The organism is Citrobacter werkmanii (assembly GCF_008693645.1).
In the GTDB taxonomy this organism is placed as follows: Bacteria; Pseudomonadota; Gammaproteobacteria; order Enterobacterales; family Enterobacteriaceae; genus Citrobacter; species Citrobacter werkmanii.
This window is the reverse complement of the sequence record NZ_CP044101.1, coordinates 2,793,694-2,811,651: the sequence shown is the minus strand read 5'-3', so window position 1 is coordinate 2,811,651 and position 17,958 is coordinate 2,793,694. Positions and strand designations below refer to the sequence as shown.

Below are 17,958 nucleotides of genomic sequence, written 5' to 3'. Positions count from 1 at the left end.
TCATCACCTGTAAGGAGTACTCATGAGCGCGCTATTTCTGGCCATTCCGTTAACCATCTTTGTGCTGTTCGTCTTACCGATTTGGCTCTGGCTGCATTACAGCAATCGTTCCAGTCGCGGCGAGCTGGCGCAAAGTGAACAACAGCGTCTGGCTGAACTTAACCAGGACGCACAGCGGATGCGTGAGCGCATTCAAGCGCTGGAAGACATCCTTGATGCTGAACATCCAAACTGGAGGGACCGCTAATGGGGGGCGTTAATCTGAACAAAAAACTGTGGCGTATACCGCAGCAAGGCATGGTGAAAGGGGTTTGCGCGGGTATTGCGCATTATCTCGATGTTCCTGTGAAACTGGTGCGGATCCTGGTGGTGCTGTCCATCTTTTTTGGTCTGGCCTTTTTCACCTTTGTCGCCTACATCGTACTGACGTTTGTGTTGGATCCGATGCCGGACAACGTGGTTTCCGGAGAACAGCAGCCATCAAGCGGTGAGCTGTTGGATGCTGTCGATCGTGAGCTGGCTGCAAGTGAAAAGCGTTTGCGTGAGATGGAGCGTTATGTGACATCTGATACCTTCACATTACGCAGCCGCTTCCGCCAATTGTGAGGTTAAAAATGAATAATCGCTGGCAACGTGCCGGGCAAAAGGTAAAGCCGGGCTTTAAAATAGCAGGTAAGCTGGTGCTGCTGACTGCGCTGCGCTATGGCCCGGCTGGAGTAGCAGGGTGGGCCGTGAAGTCCGTGGCCCGACGTCCGCTAAAAATGTTGCTGGCGTTAGTACTTGAACCTTTGTTGAGCCGGGCAGCGACAAAATTGTCGAAACGCTATTCAGGTAATCAACCCTGATATCCGAAACAACAAAAGCAAGCAACAATTAATCAACATTCCCTCAGTTAATTTGCGGCAGCTCACAAATACGATTTTTTGGCTGCCAAAATTCTTTTCTAACCCCCCTCCAGGCCACCTCAGCTGATTGACAGCTTATTTCCGGCAGAGTAGTCTCTTGCGTCATGGGACCGCTACCACGAGAAATGAAGGTGAACCAAAAAATCCAAAAATGTCTGAGTGAAGTCTATGGCGACACATTTTCTTCACTTCACTATGAAGCGCTGGTTGCGCGTTTAGAAAAATCACAAAAATTAATTAAAAAAAACCGTAAAGCGCATTGGGATGAGGGTGATGTCGTTCTGATCACCTACGCCGATCAATTTTACGCGGAAGATAAAAAACCGCTGCCAACGTTTAATCAGTTTTATAATGAATGGCTTAAGTCGACATTTTCTCATGTGCATCTGTTGCCATTTTATCCGTGGTCATCGGATGATGGTTTTTCAGTAATTAATTACTATCAGGTTGCCGAAGAAACCGGTGACTGGAATGATATTAAGCAATTAGCTGAATCCAGTCGACTGATGTTTGATTTTGTTTGTAACCATATGTCAGCTAAAAGCGAATGGTTTAATAACTATTTGCAACAGCTTGACGGTTATGAAGAATTCTTTATTGCGATGGATCCTGATACGGACCTGAGCAACGTCACGCGCCCACGTGCATTACCGTTACTGACCCCGTTTACGCTGAAAGATAATACTGTGCGTCATCTCTGGACGACGTTCAGCGACGACCAGATCGATCTCAACTATGCCAATCCATTGGTATTACTGGCGATGGTCGATGTACTGCTGAGTTACCTGGAGCAGGGCGCTGATTATGTCCGCCTGGATGCGGTTGGTTTTATGTGGAAAGAGCCAGGGACAACCTGTATTCACCTGGAAAAAACGCATCAGCTTATCAAACTGTTCCGCGCTATTGCTGACTGCGCGGCACCTGGTACGGCGATTATTACTGAAACGAACGTTCCGCATAAGGATAACATTTCCTATTACGGAAATGGCCGCGATGAGGCGCACATGGTGTACCAGTTCTCGCTGCCGCCGCTGGTGCTGCATGCGGTGCAACGCCAGGATACAACGACATTGTGTCAGTGGGCGCAATCACTGGAACTGCCATCGACTGAGACCACATGGTTTAATTTCCTCGCATCGCATGACGGAATTGGCCTCAACCCGTTACGGGGCCTGTTACCTGAAGATGAAATCATGCGACTGGTGACGGAATTACAACAGGAAGGCGCCCTGGTTAACTGGAAGAATAATCCTGATGGTAGCCGAAGCCCGTATGAAATTAACGTAACCTATATGGATGCGTTAACGCCGGGTAATAGCAGTGATGCTGAAAGATTTTCCCGCTTTATACTTGCCCATGCCATTTTGCTGAGTTTTCCTGGTGTGCCAGCGATTTATATTCAAAGTATCCTCGGATCGCGCAATGACTATGAAGGTGTGGAAAAACTGGGTTATAACCGGGCGATCAACCGTAAAAAATATCATATAAGACAAATAGAAACGGAACTGGCCGATGAAACTTGTTTGCGTCACGCCATTTACCATGAGTTATCCCGATTAATTGTTCTGCGGCGTAATAACAAAGCATTTCATCCTGATAGTGATTTTAAGATTAACAGTGTTACACCGGCCGTTATGCAAATTAAACGTACGGCAGAAACAGGCGAAGAAATTACTGGTTTATTTAATGTCAGCGCTCAGACACAAACCATTAATATTGATATTGAAAATGGATTTGATTTGATTAGCGAAGAAAGTATTTCGGGTAAGGAATTAACGTTACACGCCTGGCAGGTTATGTGGATTAAGAAATAAAAAGGAACATTCCATGCTTAAAGCTAAAATTGTGCTGATTTCAGCACTGGTGTCCTGCGCCCTGGTTACCGGGTGTAAGGATGATAAAAAATCCTCTGTCGCGATTGAATTTATGCACTCTTCTGTAGAACAGGAGCGGCAGGCGGTTATTGCCAAACTGATTGAGCGCTTTGAAAAAGAGAACCCCGGTATCAGCGTCAAACAGGTTCCTGTTGAAGAGGATGCTTACAACACCAAAGTGATTACCCTCGCACGTAGCGGTTCACTTCCTGAAGTCATTGAAACCAGCCATGACTACGCGAAAGTCATGGACAAAGAATCGCTTATCGATCGCAAAGCGGTGGCGCAGGTCATCAACGGTGTGGGTGAAGACGCGTTTTATGATGGCGTACTGCGTATTGTGCGTACCGAAGATGGCTCTGCATGGACCGGGGTACCGGTTAGCGCCTGGATTGGCGGGGTCTGGTATCGCAAAGATGCACTGGCAAAAGCAGGGCTGGAAGAGCCGAAAGACTGGCAGCAACTGCTCGAAGTGGCGCAGAAGTTAAACGATCCGGGCAGTAAAAAATATGGTATTGCGCTACCTACGGCGGAAAGCGTATTGACCGAACAGTCCTTCTCTCAGTTCGCGCTCTCTAACCAGGCTAACGTTTTCGATGCGCAGGGAAAGATCACGCTCGACACGCCGGAGATGGCCCAGGCGTTGCAGTATTACCGCCAGCTTGCGATGAATACCATGCCGGGATCTAACGACATCATGGAGGTCAAAGACGCTTTCATGAACGGCACTGCGCCGATGGCTATTTATTCCACCTATATCCTCCCGGCGGTGATTAAGGAGGGGGATCCTAAAAATGTTGGTTTTATGGTTCCGACGGAAAAAACGTCTGCCGTCTACGGCATGTTGACATCGCTGACCATAACCGCAGGTCAAAAAACCGAAGAGACAGAAGCCGCAGAAAAATTTGTCACCTTTATGGAGCAGGCCGACAACATTGCTGACTGGGTGATGATGTCCCCTGGCGCTGCGCTCCCGGTCAATAAAGCAGTGGTGAATACCGCAACGTGGAAAGATAACCCCGTTATTAAAGCACTGGGTGAATTACCCGATCAACTGATTGCCGAACTGCCGAATATTCAGGTGTTTGGCGCAGTCGGCGATAAGAACTTTACCCGCATGGGCGACGTTACGGGTTCCGGTGTCATAAGCACCATGGTGCACAACGTCACGGTAGGAAAAGCCGATCTTTCAACGACGATGAAGGCAAGCCAGACCAAACTGGATGACCTTGTTGAACAGCGCTAATGGGGAAATGGAAAGCCGTGATGAATAAGTTCTTCTCAGGTCGATCGGATATGCCATTTGCCATGCTGCTGCTGGCGCCCAGCTTGCTCTTGCTGGGTGGTTTAGTCGCATGGCCGATGATATCTAACATCGAAATCAGCTTTATGCGTCTGCCGCTTAATCCACAAATTGAGTCAACATTTGTCGGCTTGAGCAACTATATCCGTATCTTAACCGATCCCGGATTCTGGCATTCGCTGTGGATGACGGTCTGGTATACCGCGCTGGTTGTTGCCGGGAGCACGGTGCTGGGGCTGGGAGTGGCGATGTTTTTTAACCGTGAGTTTCGTCTGCGAAAAACGGCGCGCTCGCTGGTGATCCTCTCTTACGTAACGCCATCAATTTCGCTGGTGTTTGCCTGGAAATACATGTTCAACAACGGCTACGGCATTGTGAACTACCTCGGCGTGGATCTGCTGCATCTGTACGATCAGGCGCCGCTGTGGTTCGACAATCCCGGCAGCAGCTTCGCACTGGTTGTACTTTTCGCCATCTGGCGCTACTTCCCGTATGCCTTTATCTCATTTCTGGCGATTTTGCAGACTATTGATAAATCGTTGTATGAGGCGGCGGAAATGGATGGCGCGAACGCCTGGCAACGGTTTCGTATCGTCACGCTGCCAGCGATCATGCCGGTGCTGGCGACCGTAGTCACGCTGCGTACGATCTGGATGTTCTATATGTTCGCCGATGTTTATCTGCTGACCACCAAAGTCGATATTCTCGGGGTCTATCTCTATAAAACGGCTTTTGCATTCAATGACCTGGGTAAAGCGGCCGCAATTTCTGTCGTTCTTTTCGTCATCATTTTCGCTGTTATCCTGCTGACCAGAAAACGGGTGAACCTCAATGGCAACAAATAAGCGCACGCTTGGCCGCATCGGCTTTTACTGTGGATTAATTGTCTTCCTCGGTATCACGTTATTTCCGTTTTTTGTGATGCTGATGACCTCATTTAAAAGCGCAAAAGAGGCGATTTCACTGCATCCCACGCTGTTACCTCAGCAATGGACGCTGGAACATTACATCGACATTTTCAACCCGATGATCTTCCCGTTTGTTGACTACTTCCGTAATAGCCTGGTGGTATCGGTCTCGTCATCTGTGGTGGCGGTGTTTCTCGGCGTCCTCGGAGCGTATGCGCTGTCCCGCCTGCGTTTTAAGGGACGGATGACCATCAACGCCAGCTTTTACACGGTGTACATGTTCTCGGGGATTTTGCTGGTGGTGCCGTTGTTCAAAATCATTACGGCCCTCGGCATTTATGACACCGAAATGGCGTTGATTATCACCATGGTGACCCAAACGCTGCCGACAGCCGTGTTCATGTTGAAAAGCTACTTCGACACCATTCCGGATGAGATAGAAGAAGCCGCGATGATGGATGGATTAAATCGTCTGCAAATTATCTTTCGCATCACCGTGCCGTTGGCCATGTCTGGTCTGGTTTCGGTCTTTGTGTACTGCTTTATGGTCGCGTGGAATGACTATCTGTTTGCCTCGATTTTCCTCTCCAGCGCCAGCAATTTTACCTTACCGGTCGGTCTGAACGCGCTGTTCAGTACGCCTGACTATATCTGGGGACGCATGATGGCCGCATCGTTGGTCACCGCATTGCCGGTGGTCATTATGTATGCGCTTTCCGAACGTTTTATTAAGAGTGGTTTGACCGCAGGCGGCGTGAAAGGCTAAGCGGCCAGTTTAATTAAGGAGTTGTAAATGAAGAAGTTAGTTGCCACCGAACCGCGTGTTGCAGCGCTGGTGGAATATGAAGACAGAGCGGTATCCGCCAATGAAGTGAAAGTCCGCGTACGTTTTGGCGCACCCAAACATGGCACTGAAGTAGTCGATTTCCGCGCTGCCAGTCCGTTTATTGATGAAGATTTTAACGGCGAATGGCAAATGTTTATGCCGCGTCCGGAAGGGGCGCCGCGCGGAATCGAGTTCGGTAAGTTCCAGCTTGGCAACATGGTTGTGGGCGATGTCATTGAGTGTGGTAGCGATGTGACCGATTACGCTGTCGGCGACTCTGTCTGCGGATATGGTCCACTGGCAGAAACGGTCATCTTTAATGCCGTGAACAACTACAAACTGCGCAAAATGCCGGAAGGCAGTTCGTGGAAAAATGCCGTGTGCTATGACCCTGCACAGTTCGCTATGAGCGGTGTGCGTGATGCCAATGTGCGCGTCGGTGACTTTGTGGTCATCGTCGGGTTAGGGGCAATTGGCCAGATCGCCGTGCAACTGGCTAAGAAAGCGGGAGCGTCAGTGGTGATTGGCGTGGATCCGATTGCCCATCGTTGTGATATCGCGCGTCGCCATGGGGCTGATTTCTGTCTGGACCCGATTGGCACTGACGTGGGCATGGAAATTAAAAAGCTGACCGGCAAACAGGGCGCGGATGTGATCATCGAAACCAGCGGCTATGCGGATGCGCTGCAATCAGCGTTACGCGGTCTGGCCTACGGGGGCACCATCTCCTATGTCGCCTTCGCAAAACCTTTTGCAGAAGGGTTCAACCTGGGCCGTGAAGCGCATTTCAACAACGCCAAAATTGTCTTCTCCCGCGCCTGCAGTGAACCAAATCCAGATTATCCACGCTGGAATCGCAAGCGCATTGAGGAGACCTGCTGGGAACTGTTGATGAACGGTTATCTGAACTGTGAAGAGCTTATCGACCCGGTAGTTACCTTCGCCAGCAGCCCGGAAAGCTATATGCAGTATGTCGATCGCCATCCGGAACAAAGCATCAAAATGGGCGTGACGTTTTAATTAAGGAATGCAGAAAATGAAAATCGGAACACAGAATCAGGCTTTTTTCCCGGAAAATATTCTCGAGAAATTCCGTTACATCAAAGAGATGGGTTTTGATGGTTTTGAAATTGACGGCAAATTGCTGGTCAACAATCTTGAGGAAGTGAAAGCGGCGATCAAAGAAACAGGTCTGCCCGTGACCACCGCCTGCGGGGGCTATGACGGTTGGATCGGTGATTTTATCGAAGAACGTCGTTTGAATGGTTTACAGCAGATCACCCGCATTCTTGAAGCGCTGGCCGAAGTCGGCGGGCAAGGGATTATTGTCCCTGCCGCCTGGGGCATGTTTACCTTCCGCCTACCGCCGATGACCTCTCCGCGTAGCCTGGAAGGCGATCGCAAAGCCGTCAGTGATTCATTGATTTATCTCGATAAAGTCGCTGAACGTACGGGCACGGTGGTGTATCTCGAGCCGCTCAATCGCTATCAGGATCATATGATCAACACCCTGGCGGATGCTCGCCGCTATATCGTGGAAAACAACCTGAAGCATGTGCAAATCATTGGTGATTTTTACCACATGAATATCGAAGAAGACGATATGGCGCAGGCGCTGCACGATAATCGCGATCTGCTGGGTCACGTGCATATTGCGGATAACCATCGTTATCAGCCGGGGAGCGGTACGCTGGATTTCTCTGCGCTGTTTGACCAACTGCGGGAAGATAATTATCAGGGTTACGTAGTGTATGAAGGACGGGTACGGGCGGAGAACCTGCCGGAAGCATACCGTCAGTCGCTGGCCTGGCTGCGTACCTGCTAAGAGGATTTCCGTGAAAAGTGCACTGACAAGCGCTCCGCTACGTGTCGCCATTATCGGCGCCGGGCAGGTAGCGGATAAAGTTCATGCTTCGTACTACTGCACCCGCAACGATCTGGAACTGGTGGCTGTCTGTGACAGCCGCCTGTCACAGGCGCAGGTGCTGGCAGAGAAATACGGTAATCCGCAGGTTTGGGACGATCCGCAGACGATGTTACGCGAAGCAAAGCCAGATATCGTCAGCATCTGTTCGCCCAATCGTTTTCATTATGAACACACCATGTTGGCGCTGAACGCTGGCTGTCATGTGATGTGCGAAAAGCCCCCGGCCATGACGCCAGACGAGGCGCTGGAGATGTGTAAAACGGCGCGGCGGATGGGAAAAGTACTGGCATATGATTTTCACCATCGTTTCGCACTGGATACCCAGTTGCTTCGCGAACAGGTGATGGCAGGCGCGCTGGGCGAAATCTATGTCACTAATGTCCGCGCTTTGCGTCGCTGCGGCGTACCCGGCTGGGGTGTTTTTACCAACAAGGAACTGCAGGGCGGTGGGCCGCTGATTGATATCGGTATCCATATGCTTGATGCCGCGATGTATGTGTTGGGCTTCCCGGCGGTAAAGCGTGTTAACGCGCACAGCTATCAGCGTATTGGCACACGTAAGAGCAGCGGCCAGTTCGGGGCATGGGATCCCGCGACGTACACCGTTGAGGATTCTCTGTTCGGCACGATCGAATTTCATAACGGCGGGATCCTGCGTCTTGAGACCTCTTTCGCGCTGAATATTCCTGAACAATCGATTATGAACGTCAATTTCTGCGGCGATCTTGCCGGGGCGACCTTATTTCCGGCGCGGGTCTATACCGATCGTGACGGGACGCTGGACGTGCTGTTCCAGCGCGAAATAGCCGATGACAATCGTCATTTTCGCAGCATGGAGGCCTTCGTGAATCACGTTCAGGGCGAGCCTGTCGCTATTGCGGACGCAGAGCAGGGCGTCGTTATTCAACAACTGGTTGCCGCACTGTATGAATCGGCTGAAACAGGAACATATGTAGACTTATGACGAAGCCAGTAATGCTAACCGAACCGGCTTTTTGCCCACACAGCCTCAACAAATATGCGTCGCTGATGACGCTTGGCAACGGCTATATGGGGATTCGCGCCAGCCACGAAGAAGCCTACACCTTACAAACTCGCGGCATGTATCTGGCGGGACTGTATCACCGGGCGGGGAAAGGTGAAATTAATGAACTGGTTAATCTGCCTGATGTGGTGGGCGTGGAGATCGCGCTTAATGGTGAGATTTTCTCGCTAACCAGCGGTGTGATTGAGCGCTGGCATCGTGAACTGGATTTTGCCAGCGGAGAATTACGCCGTACCCTGGTCTGGCGAGCGCCCGGCGGCGCACGTTTCGCTATTGAGAGCCGGCGGTTTGTCTCGGCGCAAAAACTGCCGCTGTTTGCTATGGAAGTTGCCGTTACCCCGCTGGATGGTGATGCGAGCATTGGCATCTCAACCGGGATTGATGCCACGATCACCAATCATGGACGTCAGCATCTGGATGAAACGCAGGTCCGGGTATTTGGTCAGCATCTGCTGCAAGGCATTTACACCACCCAGGACAATCGCAACGATATCGCGATCGCGACGTTTTGCGACGTAGACGGTGCGGCGCAGCGCTGCTTCACCGCCAAAGAACGTCGGTTGTTACAACACAATAGCGTGCAGGCGAAAACCGGACAACGCGTTACGCTGACGAAAATTAGCTGGATAGACTGGGCGAGCGAGCGCAGCCTGTCGCTGGAAACCTGGGCACGCCAGTCGCTACGTAATCTGGAAGCGTGCGCCCAGCAGGGATACGATGCGCTGCTGGCGGAGTCGACCGCTAACTGGCATGCCTGGTGGCAAAGCCGTCGCGTTCAGGTCACCAGTAATGATATGAGCGATCAGCGAGCGCTGGATTATGCGCTCTATCATTTGCGTGTAATGACGCCAGATCACGATGAGCGCAGCAGTATTGCGGCGAAAGGTCTGACAGGCGAAGGGTATAAAGGTCACGTTTTCTGGGATACCGAGGTCTTTCTGTTACCGTTCCATCTCTTCACCGAGCCGAAAACAGCAAGAAGTTTATTACGTTACCGCTGGCATAATTTGTCGGGCGCGCGTGAGAAAGCCCGCCGCAACGGTTGGCAGGGGGCGCTGTTTCCCTGGGAGAGCGCGCGCAGCGGTGAGGAGGAGACGCCTGAATTCGCGGCGATCAACATCCGTACCGGGCTGCGGCAGAAAGTGGCCTCCGCACAGGCTGAGCATCATCTCGTGGCGGATATAGCCTGGGCGGTGATTAATTACTGGCATGCCACCGGGGATATGAACTTTATGTCCCGTGAAGGTATAACGCTGCTTCTGGAAACAGCGAAGTTCTGGATCAGCAGAGCCGTTATGGTTAATGACCGTTTAGAGATCCACAATGTAATTGGCCCGGATGAATACACAGAGCATGTGAACAACAATGCGTTCACCAACTACATGGCCTGGTACAACGTGGAGCAGGCGCTCGGTTTTGCGCGTCGCCTGGGCTGTAGCGATGAGACCTTTATTCACCGTGCTGAGCATTTTTTACGCCATCTGTGGCGACCGGAAGCGTTGTCTGATGGCGTGTTACCTCAGGACGACACCTTCCTGAGCAAACCGGTTATCGATCTGTCCAGTTACAAAGCGAAAGCGGGCAAGCAGACGATTTTGCTCGATTACTCCCGCGCAGAGGTCAATGAGATGCAAATTCTCAAACAGGCCGATGTGGTGATGCTGACCTATATGCTGCCGGAGCAATTCAACCCGCAAACCTGTCTGGCGAACTTGCGCTTTTACGAGCCGCGCACCATTCATGACTCGTCTTTGAGTAAGGCTATCCATGGGATTGTGGCTGCGCGTTGTGGGGATTCAGAGCAGGGGTATCGCTTCTGGCGTGAAGGATCGCTTATCGATCTCGGAGACGATCCACATAGCTGTGATGACGGTATTCACGCAGCGGCGACGGGGGCCATCTGGCTGGGCGCAATTCAGGGATTTGCTGGCGTGAATGTTCGCCACGGGGAGTTACATCTTGCCCCTGCATTGCCTGACCATTGGCAAACTCTCTCTTTCCCACTGCGTTGGCAGGGCGTTGATATGCAGGTCACTATCAATAAAGCAGAGATCCGCATTAGCAGCACTGAGCGTATTACCTTGTGGGTTAATGGCGAAAAGATCGCCGTCCAGGGGACGTCAGCGATTACCTATGACGGTATTATTACGTCTATTTATGGGACCGCTACCACAAAAAAGGACGATGAATGATACTCAAACCACAGGCCATCATTTTTGATTTGGATGGCGTGATTACCGATACCGCGCATCTGCATTTCCTGGCGTGGCGGCAGGTAGCCGACGAAATAGGGATTGCGATCGACGAAGCATTTAATGACAGCCTGAAAGGGATTAGTCGTGGCGAGTCACTGCAGCGTATTTTGCACCACGGCGGAAAGGCGGGGGAGTTTACTCCCGAGACTTGCGCACAATTGGCTGAGAGAAAAAATCGTCTGTATGTCCATTCTCTGCGTCAGTTAACGGTCGACTCAGTATTGCCTGGGATTCGCGAGCTGTTAATGACGTTACGGGAAGAGCGGATTCCGGTAGGGCTGGCCTCCGTGTCGCTCAATGCGCCCACTATTTTACAGGCGCTTGATCTTAGCACTTGTTTTGACTTTTGTGCGGATGCGGCGCTGATTACCCGTTCGAAACCGGATCCGGAGATTTTTCTGGCTGCCTGTGCGGGTCTTGGCGTTGACCCGCAGCAGTGCATTGGCATAGAAGATGCTCAAGCAGGCGTGGATGCGATCAACGCCTGCGGCATGCGCTCTGTTGGCATCGGTACGGGGCTGAACGGGGCAAACTTGCAGCTCCCTTCAACCGAATTTCTGACGTGGCCGTGCTTATCGGCTTTCTGGCAACACGACAAGTAAAGGATTCAACATGGCACAGCTTTCGTTGCAACATATTCAAAAAATTTACGACAACCAGGTGCACGTCGTTAAAGACTTCAATCTGGAAATCGAAGACAAAGAGTTTATTGTTTTTGTTGGGCCTTCCGGTTGCGGGAAGTCTACGACGTTGCGCATGATCGCCGGCCTGGAAGAGATCAGCGGCGGCGATCTGCTGATTGACGGTAAACGGATGAATGATGTGCCGGCGAAATCGCGCAATATTGCGATGGTTTTTCAGAACTATGCGTTGTACCCGCACATGACCGTCTATGACAATATGGCGTTTGGCCTGAAGATGCAGAAAATTGCTCCGGCGGTGATCGAGGAGCGCGTTAACTGGGCGGCGCAAATCCTTGGCCTGCGCGATTATCTGCAGCGTAAACCTGGCGCGTTATCCGGCGGTCAGCGTCAGCGCGTGGCGCTGGGACGTGCGATTGTTCGTGAGGCGGGGGTCTTCCTGATGGATGAGCCTTTATCGAATCTCGATGCCAAACTTCGCGTGCAGATGCGGGCAGAAATTAGCAAACTGCATCAGAAACTGAATACCACCATGATATATGTTACCCATGATCAAACCGAAGCCATGACGATGGCGACGCGTATTGTGATTATGAAGGATGGCATTGTTCAACAGGTTGGCGCACCGAAAACGGTGTATAACCACCCGGCAAATATGTTCGTCGCCGGATTTATTGGGTCGCCGGCCATGAATTTTATTCGTGGCGCGATTGATGGTAATAAATTCGTTACCGAAACGCTGAAGTTAACCATTCCCGAAAATAAATTAGCACAGCTAAAAGCGCAGGGTTATGAGCATCAGGCCGTTACGCTGGGTATTCGTCCTGAAGACATACATCCGCAGCCTAATAATGAAAATAATGTATCAGCAAAAATTAGCGTCGCAGAATTAACAGGCGCTGAGTTTATGCTTTATACCATCGTTGGGGGGCATGAGTTAGTGGTCCGTGCTGGGGCAGTGAATGATTATCACGCAGGAGAAAATATCACTATTCATTTTGATATGGCGAAATGCCATTTCTTTGATGCTGAAACTGAAGTGGCTATTCAATAAAATTCCGGGGGGATAACCCCCCGAATCTTGGTGTTTTTTTTAGAGTATTTTAACAAGGAATAATAATGAAAACCCTACTGTCCGCTACTGCGCTGATTATGAGCGCAGGAGTGGCCTGTGCGCAGGCCGCTGAAAAAAATGACTGGCGCTTTAATATCGGTGCCATGTACGAAATAGAAAACGTTGAAGGTCAGGGCGAAGATATGGATGGACTGGCTGAGCCGTCAGTCTATTTTAATGCGTCCAATGGACCATGGAAAATATCTGTGGCCTATTATCAGGAAGGTCCGGTTGATTACAGCGAGGGGAAACGCGGTACCTGGTTTGATCGCCCGGAACTGGAAGTTCGCTATCAATTCCTCGAAAGCGAGGATGTTAATTTCGGCCTGACCGGTGGTTTCCGTAATTACGGCTATCACTATGTTAATGAACCAGGAAAAGACACTGCCAATATGCAGCGCTGGAAAGTTCAGCCGGACTGGGATATTAAACTTAGCGACGATTTGCGTTTTAGCGGCTGGCTGGCAATGTATCAATTCGTCAATGACTTGAGTACCACAGGTTACTCCGATAGCCGCGTTGAAAGCGAAACCGGTCTGAATTATACCTTCAACGAAACGGTGGGCTTAACGGTCAACTATTATCTCGAACGCGGTTTTAATCTGGCGGATTCGCGTAATAATGGCGAGTTCTCGACCCAGGAAATCCGTGCTTACTTACCGTTGTCTTTCGGCAATACCACCCTGACGCCGTACACCCGTATTGGCCTTGATCGTTGGTCAAACTGGGACTGGCAGGATGATCCGGAACGTGAAGGGCATGATTTCAATCGGCTTGGTTTACTGTATGCTTATGATTTCCAAAATGGTTTATCAATGTCACTGGAATATGCCTATGAATGGGAAGATCACGACGAAGGTGAAAGCGACAGATTCCATTATGCGGGTATCGGTGTGAATTACGCATTCTAAAATGTGCAGGGGCATTGTTATGCCCCTGTTTTTACACCAGTGAGTCGGCCAACGATATTTGCGTACCCACGGTGATGTTCTGCAATCCTTTCTCACCGGCAATCAGATTAAATAATAAATTACAGCTTTGTTCGCCGAGTTGCTGGGTTGGGACATCAATGCCTCCCGGCACGGGTGTCAGCATAAATGACAGCAGTTCATTACTGTAGCCTACAACGGCAAGCTGTTGCGGAATGGCGATATTTTTCTCAGCCGCCACGCGATATAAACTCATTAACTTTAAACTGTCGGTGGCAAATACTGCGTCGGGTAACGGCTGTTGACTCAGTAATTTCCGCGAGGCGAGCAGGGCGGTCTCATGAGTATAACCCCCATCAATAATCCACTCATCGCGTATTTGAATATTATGTGCCTGAAGACTGGCTTTATACCCGTTGACGCGATCGATGGAAACATGAACGTCAAGCGGGGCATGTAAACAGGCAATATTACTGTGGCCGCTCTCAATAAGCGCATTTGTCAGTGTGATGCTGTCACGATAGTTATCAGTGTCTACAGAATACACATTGGCATACTCTCCTTCCACTTTACCAATAACCACGACCGGGACGTTATATTTATCCAGTCTTGCAAAAAAAGATTCATCGGCGGGAGAACTCAGCATAATGATGCCTTTGATCAATTTTTGCTTAATTTTACTCTCACATTTTTGTAAATCATCTTCGGTGCTTCGCGACGTCTGTAATATGACATCAAAACCGACTTCTTCGGCTTTGGCCGTAATAGCATGCAGCACTTCAGAGAAAAAGGGATTACCGGCGGTTGTTTTGGCAGAACGGGTTGATATCACCATTATTGCGTCAAAGCCGGAAGAGGTGAGCGCCCGAGCCAGTTTATTGGGCTGATACTGTAACTCATCAATAGCGCGCAGCACTTTTTCCAGCGCTTCCGGCGAGATGTTGGTTTGCTTATTCAGCACGCGCGATACCGTGGATTTTGATACGCCAGCGGCTCGTGCAATATCATAAATGGTAGGAGACATAGATCCCAAGCTCCGTCCGAGAGTCAATGGCGGACATATTATGGAGTTCAATGCCGAATGACAACAATCACAGAATGCTGACAGAAAAATCAAAAGACACACCGCACAATGTGTTACCTCAAGAACAATGCGATCTGCTGGTGTGTACGATGATAATGCAGTCGCAATATTTTCTTAAGAACTGGCGTATAGTGTTGTAGTGAAATCCAACTATCGATCAGGAAGATATTATGTTTAAAAAAGGCGTATTAGCGTTGGCACTGGTCATTGGCATGCCGGTTTATGCTGCCGAACACTGGATTGATGTTCGTGTTCCTGAGCAATACCAACAGCAGCATATTCAGGGGGCCGTCAATATTCCGTTAAAAGAGATGAAGGCGCGTATCGCAACAGAAGTGCCTGATAAGACCGACACCGTGAAGTTGTATTGCAACTCCGGGCGTCAGTCGGGGCAGGCGAAGGATATGCTCGTTGAAATGGGCTACACGCAGGTGACGAATGAAGGTGGAATCAACCAGATCGCGCTGCCAAAAGTAGAGAATAACTAAACCATCCGTATATCTTCTGTAACAGGCGGCAGGAATAATGCCGTCTGACACCGCTCAGGTAGTTGATAAATAAGAATTGACCCCTATCTTTACTTCCTGTTTGTTATAATTTCTTCGGTTCCTTCAGCATAACGGGATGGCGATGAAGCGACTTAAAAATGAACTCAATTCGCTGGTTAATCGCGGCGTAGATCGGCATTTGCGCCTGGCTGTCACCGGGCTTAGCCGTAGCGGTAAGACGGCGTTCATCACCGCGATGGTAAACCAGTTACTCAATATTCATGCCGGTGCGCGTCTGCCGTTGCTCAGCTGCGTGCGCGAAGAACGTCTGCTCGGCGTTAAACGGGTTCCTCAACGTGATTTTGGCATTCCGCGTTTTACCTATGATGAGGGACTGGCTCAGCTGTATGGCTCTCCGCCAGCCTGGCCGACACCGACGCGCGGGGTGAGCGAAATTCGCCTGGCGCTGCGCTACAAGTCCAATGACTCTTTGCTGCGCCACTTCAAAGACACCTCCACGCTATACCTGGAAATCGTCGATTATCCGGGCGAGTGGCTGCTCGATCTACCGATGCTGGCGCAGGATTACCTGAGCTGGTCGCGGCAAATGACCGGATTATTGCAAGGTCAGCGGGGCGAATGGTCGGCCAGATGGCGACAGCTATGCCAGGGGCTGGATCCGCTGGCCCCTGCTGATGAAAACCGTCTGGCGGAAATTGCCGCGGCGTGGACGGAGTATTTGCATCAGTGCAAACAGCAGGGACTGCATTTTATTCAACCAGGACGCTTTGTCCTGCCGGGAGATATGGCGGGTGCGCCCGCGCTGCAATTCTTCCCGTGGCCGGATGTGGAAGAATACGGCGAATCTAAGCTGGCGCAGGCGGACAAACACACCAACGCAGGCATGTTGCGCGAGCGGTTTAATTACTATTGCGAAAAGGTTGTGAAGGGCTTTTATAAGAATCACTTCCTGCGTTTTGATCGCCAGATTGTACTGGTGGATTGTCTGCAACCGCTCAACAGCGGGCCACAGGCGTTCAATGATATGCGTCTGGCGCTGACCCAATTGATGCAAAGCTTCCATTACGGGCAGCGTACGCTGTTTCGTCGGCTGTTCTCTCCGGTGATCGACAAACTGTTATTTGCCGCCACCAAAGCTGACCATGTCACGGTCGATCAGCATGCCAATATGGTGTCGTTGCTCCAGCAACTGATTCAGGATGCCTGGCAAAACGCCGCGTTCGAAGGTATTAGCATGGATTGTCTGGGCCTGGCATCGGTACAGGCAACCACCAGTGGCCTGATTGATGTGAAAGGCGAAAAGATCCCGGCGCTGCGTGGCAATCGCCTGAGCGATGGCGAACCGCTGACCGTCTATCCTGGTGAAGTGCCCGCACGACTGCCAGGACAGGCATTCTGGGACAGCCAGGGATTTCAGTTTGAAGCATTTCGCCCGCAGGTGATGGATGTTGATAAACCCTTACCGCATATCCGTCTTGATGCCGCGCTGGAGTTTTTAATAGGAGATAAATTGCGATGAGCGAGCCGTTAAAACCGCGTATCGATTTCTCAGGTCCGCTGGACGTGGAACAAAACACGGCGTTTAAAGCGCAGCAAATGTTCAATGAAACGGAAGCGCAGACCTTTGCTCCGGCGACACTGGATGAGCCTCTGGAAGACGAAGGTCAGGCAGAAGCGGTGATTGATGCTGCCTTGCGTCCTAAACGCAGTTTGTGGCGCAAAATGGTGATGGGCGGGCTGGCGCTGTTTGGTGTGAGTGTTGTCGCACAGGGCGTACAGTGGACCATGAATGCCTGGCAGACTCAGGACTGGGTCGCGCTGGGAGGGGGCGCCGCGGGTGCGCTAATTGTCGGCGCAGGCGTGGGTTCAGTGGCGACCGAGTGGCGCAGGTTGTGGCGTTTGCGCCAGCGAGCGCATGAACGTGATGAAGCGCGAGACCTGCTTCATAGCCACGGAACAGGAAAAGGTCGCGCATTTTGTGAAAAGCTGGCGCAGCAGGCGGGTATTGATCAGTCCCATCCGGCGTTACAGCGCTGGTATGCCTCTATCCACGAAACGCAAAACGATCGTGAAATCGTCAGCCTGTATGCCCATCTTGTGCAACCGGTGCTGGACGCGCAGGCGCGACGTGAGATCAGTCGTTCTGCGGCGGAGTCCACACTGATGATTGCCGTCAGCCCGCTGGCGCTGGTGGATATGGCATTTATCGCCTGGCGCAATCTGCGGCTGATTAATCGTATTGCCTCGCTGTATGGCATTGAGCTCGGGTATTACAGTCGTCTGCGTCTGTTCCGGCTGGTGCTGCTGAATATCGCCTTTGCCGGCGCCAGCGAATTGGTCCGCGAGGTTGGTATGGACTGGATGTCGCAAGATCTGGCGGCGCGCTTATCCACACGTGCTGCGCAGGGTATTGGTGCCGGGCTGTTAACGGCGCGTCTGGGTATTAAAGCGATGGAACTCTGCCGTCCGCTCCCGTGGATCGATGACGATAAACCACGACTTGGGGATTTTCGCCGCCAGTTGATTGGTCAGGTCAAAGAGACCTTACAAAAGAACAAATCTCCGCGTGAAAGTTAACTGGAACAGGGCGTCGATGGTATAACTTTACGCCGCGGCGCCCAATTTTCCAGCGTGCTGT

General features: G+C 51.1%; 18 protein-coding genes. 17 read left to right on the top strand and 1 reads right to left on the bottom strand.

Going from position 1 to position 17,958, the window contains the following annotated elements; translation table 11 throughout:
• The first annotated feature begins 22 nt into the window (after positions 1-22).
• From pspB to FOB24_RS14140, 14 genes are all read left to right on the top strand, one after another.
• The gene (pspB, locus tag FOB24_RS14205; protein ID WP_038640917.1) at positions 23-247 is read left to right on the top strand and encodes an envelope stress response membrane protein PspB; all 225 of its coding nucleotides are present in this window, start codon (positions 23-25) and stop codon (positions 245-247) included.
• On the top strand, positions 247-606 hold the full coding sequence (gene pspC, locus FOB24_RS14200; protein ID WP_004193243.1) for an envelope stress response membrane protein PspC: 360 nt from the start codon (positions 247-249) through the stop codon (positions 604-606). Before pspB ends, pspC begins: the two co-directional genes overlap by 1 nt.
• 8 nt (positions 607-614) lie before the next feature.
• A complete protein-coding gene (gene pspD / locus FOB24_RS14195; RefSeq protein WP_038640914.1) occupies positions 615-845 on the top strand; it encodes a phage shock protein PspD in 231 nt (76 codons plus the stop codon).
• Positions 846-1,036: 191 nt separating this feature from the next.
• Complete coding sequence (locus FOB24_RS14190; RefSeq protein WP_190971836.1) at positions 1,037-2,719, top strand: sugar phosphorylase; 1,683 nt, start codon at positions 1,037-1,039, stop codon at positions 2,717-2,719.
• A 13-nt stretch (positions 2,720-2,732) separates the two neighbouring features.
• Entirely contained in the window at positions 2,733-4,025 is a 1,293-nt protein-coding gene (locus FOB24_RS14185; protein ID WP_085048114.1) for an ABC transporter substrate-binding protein, read from the top strand.
• A 20-nt stretch (positions 4,026-4,045) separates the two neighbouring features.
• Entirely contained in the window at positions 4,046-4,927 is an 882-nt protein-coding gene (locus FOB24_RS14180) for a carbohydrate ABC transporter permease (RefSeq protein ID WP_038643191.1), read from the top strand.
• Positions 4,914-5,756 carry a carbohydrate ABC transporter permease gene (locus FOB24_RS14175; RefSeq protein ID WP_038640909.1) on the top strand — a complete coding sequence of 281 codons (843 nt, stop codon included), beginning with the start codon at positions 4,914-4,916 and terminating at the stop codon, positions 5,754-5,756. Before FOB24_RS14180 ends, FOB24_RS14175 begins: the two co-directional genes overlap by 14 nt.
• Positions 5,757-5,783: 27 nt before the next feature.
• The gene (locus tag FOB24_RS14170) at positions 5,784-6,836 is read left to right on the top strand and encodes a zinc-dependent alcohol dehydrogenase (RefSeq protein WP_069324992.1); all 1,053 of its coding nucleotides are present in this window, start codon (positions 5,784-5,786) and stop codon (positions 6,834-6,836) included.
• Positions 6,837-6,852: 16 nt separating this feature from the next.
• Positions 6,853-7,641, top strand: coding sequence for a sugar phosphate isomerase/epimerase family protein (locus FOB24_RS14165; RefSeq protein ID WP_038640905.1), 789 nt, complete (start codon positions 6,853-6,855; stop codon positions 7,639-7,641).
• A gap of 10 nt (positions 7,642-7,651) precedes the next feature.
• Positions 7,652-8,707, top strand: coding sequence for a Gfo/Idh/MocA family protein (locus FOB24_RS14160; RefSeq protein WP_038640903.1), 1,056 nt, complete (start codon positions 7,652-7,654; stop codon positions 8,705-8,707).
• On the top strand, positions 8,704-10,980 hold the full coding sequence (locus tag FOB24_RS14155; RefSeq protein WP_150345081.1) for a glycoside hydrolase family 65 protein: 2,277 nt from the start codon (positions 8,704-8,706) through the stop codon (positions 10,978-10,980). The genes FOB24_RS14160 and FOB24_RS14155 overlap by 4 nt, the downstream gene beginning before the upstream one ends.
• A complete protein-coding gene (gene pgmB, locus FOB24_RS14150; RefSeq protein ID WP_150345080.1) occupies positions 10,977-11,645 on the top strand; it encodes a beta-phosphoglucomutase in 669 nt (222 codons plus the stop codon). Before FOB24_RS14155 ends, pgmB begins: the two co-directional genes overlap by 4 nt.
• A gap of 10 nt (positions 11,646-11,655) precedes the next feature.
• Entirely contained in the window at positions 11,656-12,738 is a 1,083-nt protein-coding gene (locus FOB24_RS14145) for an ABC transporter ATP-binding protein (protein ID WP_038640897.1), read from the top strand.
• A 65-nt stretch (positions 12,739-12,803) separates the two neighbouring features.
• Positions 12,804-13,709 carry an OmpG family monomeric porin gene (locus tag FOB24_RS14140; RefSeq protein WP_121529110.1) on the top strand — a complete coding sequence of 302 codons (906 nt, stop codon included), beginning with the start codon at positions 12,804-12,806 and terminating at the stop codon, positions 13,707-13,709.
• 31 nt (positions 13,710-13,740) lie between these two features.
• Here FOB24_RS14140 and FOB24_RS14135 read toward each other — a convergent pair whose 3' ends face one another.
• Positions 13,741-14,751 (bottom strand): LacI family DNA-binding transcriptional regulator, encoded by a 1,011-nt coding sequence (locus FOB24_RS14135; RefSeq protein ID WP_038640893.1) that lies wholly within the window; start codon positions 14,749-14,751, stop codon positions 13,741-13,743.
• A gap of 230 nt (positions 14,752-14,981) precedes the next feature.
• Here FOB24_RS14135 and pspE point away from each other — a divergent pair, with 230 nt between their 5' ends.
• The 3 genes from pspE (at position 14,982) to FOB24_RS14120 (ending at position 17,897) form a co-directional block, all read left to right on the top strand.
• Complete coding sequence (gene pspE, locus FOB24_RS14130; RefSeq protein WP_038640891.1) at positions 14,982-15,299, top strand: thiosulfate sulfurtransferase PspE; 318 nt, start codon at positions 14,982-14,984, stop codon at positions 15,297-15,299.
• Positions 15,300-15,441: 142 nt separating this feature from the next.
• Positions 15,442-16,839, top strand: a complete 1,398-nt coding sequence (locus FOB24_RS14125) for a YcjX family GTP-binding protein (RefSeq protein ID WP_069324996.1) — start codon at positions 15,442-15,444, stop codon at positions 16,837-16,839.
• On the top strand, positions 16,836-17,897 hold the full coding sequence (locus tag FOB24_RS14120; RefSeq protein WP_150345079.1) for a YcjF family protein: 1,062 nt from the start codon (positions 16,836-16,838) through the stop codon (positions 17,895-17,897). The genes FOB24_RS14125 and FOB24_RS14120 overlap by 4 nt, the downstream gene beginning before the upstream one ends.
• Positions 17,898-17,958: the final 61 nt, after the last annotated feature.